This window comes from Mycobacterium sp. 852014-52144_SCH5372336 (assembly GCF_001665615.1).
GTDB classification, from domain to species: domain Bacteria; phylum Actinomycetota; class Actinomycetes; order Mycobacteriales; family Mycobacteriaceae; genus Mycobacterium; species Mycobacterium neumannii_A.
In genome coordinates this window covers 1-3367 of record NZ_LZSW01000030.1, presented here as the reverse complement: position 1 = coordinate 3367, position 3367 = coordinate 1, and the positions used below count along the sequence as shown (strand labels likewise).

Sequence of the window (3367 nt, the reverse complement as noted above, 5' to 3'; positions counted from 1 at the left end):
TTTTTTGATCTGTTTTGTGTGTAAGTGTTTAAGGGCGCATGGTGGATGCCTTGGCACTGGGAGCCGATGAAGGACGTGGGAGGCTGCGTTATGCCTCGGGGAGCTGTCAACCGAGCGTGGATCCGAGGATGTCCGAATGGGGAAACCCGGCACGAGTGATGTCGTGTCACCCAACGCTGAATATATAGGCGTTGGGGGGGAACGCGGGGAAGTGAAACATCTCAGTACCCGTAGGAAGAGAAAACAATTGTGATTCCGTGAGTAGTGGCGAGCGAAAGCGGAGGATGGCTAAACCGTGTGCATGTGATACCCGGCGGGGGTTGTGTGTGCGGTGTTGTGGGGCCTGTGTTCTATCTACCGCCGTGGATAGCAGCAGTGATAAAGCAGTGGGTTAGGTGAAGTGGCCTGGGATGGTCTGCCGTAGTGGGTGAGAGCCCCGTAACCGAAAACTTGTTGCCTGTTGTCGCAGGATCCCCGAGTAGCAGCGGGCCCGTGGAATCTGCTGTGAATCTGCCGGGACCACCCGGTAAGCCTGAATACTTCTCAGTGACCGATAGCGGATCAGTACCGTGAGGGAATGGTGAAAAGTACCCCGGGAGGGGAGTGAAAGAGTACCTGAAACCGTGTGCCTACAATCCGTCAGAGCCCTCCACTTTGTGGTGGGGTGATGGCGTGCCTTTTGAAGAATGAGCCTGCGAGTCAGGGACATGTCGCGAGGTTAACCCGTGTGGGGTAGCCGCAGCGAAAGCGAGTCTGAATAGGGCGTATCACGTCAATAGTGGCGTGTGTAGTGGTGTGTTCTGGACCCGAAGCGGAGTGATCTACCCATGGCCAGGGTGAAGCGCGGGTAAGACCGCGTGGAGGCCCGAACCCACTTAGGTTGAAGACTGAGGGGATGAGCTGTGGGTAGGGGTGAAAGGCCAATCAAACTCCGTGATAGCTGGTTCTCCCCGAAATGCATTTAGGTGCAGCGTTGCGTGTTTCTTGTTGGAGGTAGAGCTACTGGATGGCCGATGGGCCCTACTAGGTTACTGACGTCAGCCAAACTCCGAATGCCGACAAGTTAAAGCGTGGCAGTGAGACGGCGGGGGATAAGCTCCGTGCGTCGAGAGGGAAACAGCCCAGATCGCCGGCTAAGGCCCCTAAGCGTGTGCTAAGTGGAAAAGGATGTGCAGTCGCAAAGACAACCAGGAGGTTGGCTTAGAAGCAGCCACCCTTGAAAGAGTGCGTAATAGCTCACTGGTCAAGTGATTGTGCGCCGATAATGTAGCGGGGCTCAAGCACACCGCCGAAGCCGCGGCAGCAACACCTTGTGTGTTGTTGGGTAGGGGAGCGTCCTGCATCCGGTGAAGCCACGAAGTGATTCAGTGGTGGAGGGTGTGGGAGTGAGAATGCAGGCATGAGTAGCGATAAGGCAAGTGAGAACCTTGCCCGCCGGAAGACCAAGGGTTCCTGGGCCAGGCCAGTCCGCCCAGGGTGAGTCGGGACCTAAGGCGAGGCCGACAGGCGTAGTCGATGGACAACGGGTTGATATTCCCGTACCCGTGTATGAGCGTCCCTGACGAATCCATACTGCTAACCACCCAAACGGTGGCCTACCAATCCCTTCGGGGAGCGGGGGTCACCTGCTGCGTGGGACCCGTGTGGGTAGTAGTCAAGCGATGGGGTGACGCAGGAAGGTAGCCGTACCAGTCAGTGGTAATACTGGGGCAAACCTGTAGGGAGAAACCTAGGCAAATCCGGGTTTCACATATCCTGAGAGGTGATGCATAGCCGAGTGAGGCGAATTCGGTGATCCTATGCTGTCAAGAAAAGCCTCTAGCGAGCGCATACACGGCCCGTACCCCAAACCAACACAGGTGGTCAGGTAGAGAATACCAAGGCGTACGAGTGAACTATGGTTAAGGAACTCGGCAAAATGCCCCCGTAACTTCGGGAGAAGGGGGACCCCCATACCGTCAAGGCCTTCGCGGCCGGCAGCGGGAGGGGGTGGCACAAACCAGTGAGAAGCGACTGTTTACTAAAAACACAGGTCCGTGCGAAGTCGCAAGACGAGGTATACGGACTGACGCCTGCCCGGTGCTGGAAGGTTAAGAGGACCCGTTAACCCGCAAGGGTGAAGCGGAGAATTTAAGCCCCAGTAAACGGCGGTGGTAACTATAACCATCCTAAGGTAGCGAAATTCCTTGTCGGGTAAGTTCCGACCTGCACGAATGGCGTAACGACTTCTCAGCTGTCTCAACCATAGACTCGGCGAAATTGCATTACGAGTAAAGATGCTCGTTACGCGCGGCAGGACGAAAAGACCCCGGGACCTTCACTACAACTTGGTATTGGTGCTCGATTCGGTTTGTGTAGGATAGGTGGGAGACTGTGAAGCCATCACGCCAGTGATGGTGGAGTCGTTGTTGAAATACCACTCTGATCGTATTGGGCCTCTAACCTCGAACCGTCTATCCGGTTCAGGGACAGTGCCTGGCGGGTAGTTTAACTGGGGCGGTTGCCTCCTAAAAAGTAACGGAGGCGCCCAAAGGTTCCCTCAACCTGGACGGCAATCAGGTGTTGAGTGTAAGTGCACAAGGGAGCTTGACTGCGAGACCTACACGTCAAGCAGGGACGAAAGTCGGGACTAGTGATCCGGCACCCCCGAGTGGAAGGGGTGTCGCTCAACGGATAAAAGGTACCCCGGGGATAACAGGCTGATCTTCCCCAAGAGTCCATATCGACGGGATGGTTTGGCACCTCGATGTCGGCTCGTCGCATCCTGGGGCTGGAGCAGGTCCCAAGGGTTGGGCTGTTCGCCCATTAAAGCGGCACGCGAGCTGGGTTTAGAACGTCGTGAGACAGTTCGGTCTCTATCCGCCGCGCGCGTCAGAAGCTTGAGGAAACCTGTCCCTAGTACGAGAGGACCGGGACGGACGAACCTCTGGTACACCAGTTGTCCCACCAGGGGCACCGCTGGATAGCCACGTTCGGACAGGATAACCGCTGAAAGCATCTAAGCGGGAAACCCCCTCCAAGACCAGGCTTCTCACCCATTTCAGTGGGATAAGGCCCCCCGCAGACCACGGGATCGATAGACCAGACCTACACACCCAGCAATGGGTTCAGGGAACTGGCACTAACCGGCCGAAAACTTACACACACTCGCAACCACACCCCACGCGTATCAACCACGCAAACACACCCCACCACCAAAACACCCTTCCCAACACCAACTGGGACACTACAAAGTGAATAAAGTTACGGCGGTCAATAGCGACAGGGAAACGCCCGGACCCATCCCGAACCCGGAAGCTAAGCCTGCCAGCGCCAATGATACTGCCCCACCCGGGCGGAAAAGTAGGACACCGCCGAACACAAATTA

General features: G+C 56.5%; 2 rRNA genes. Both read left to right on the top strand.

What is annotated here, in order from left to right:
• Positions 1 to 18: 18 nt before the first annotated feature.
• A 23S ribosomal RNA gene (locus A5759_RS05580) occupies positions 19 to 3145 on the top strand.
• Between the two features lie 99 nt (positions 3146 to 3244).
• Positions 3245 to 3359, top strand: a 5S ribosomal RNA gene (gene rrf / locus A5759_RS05575).
• Positions 3360 to 3367: the final 8 nt, after the last annotated feature.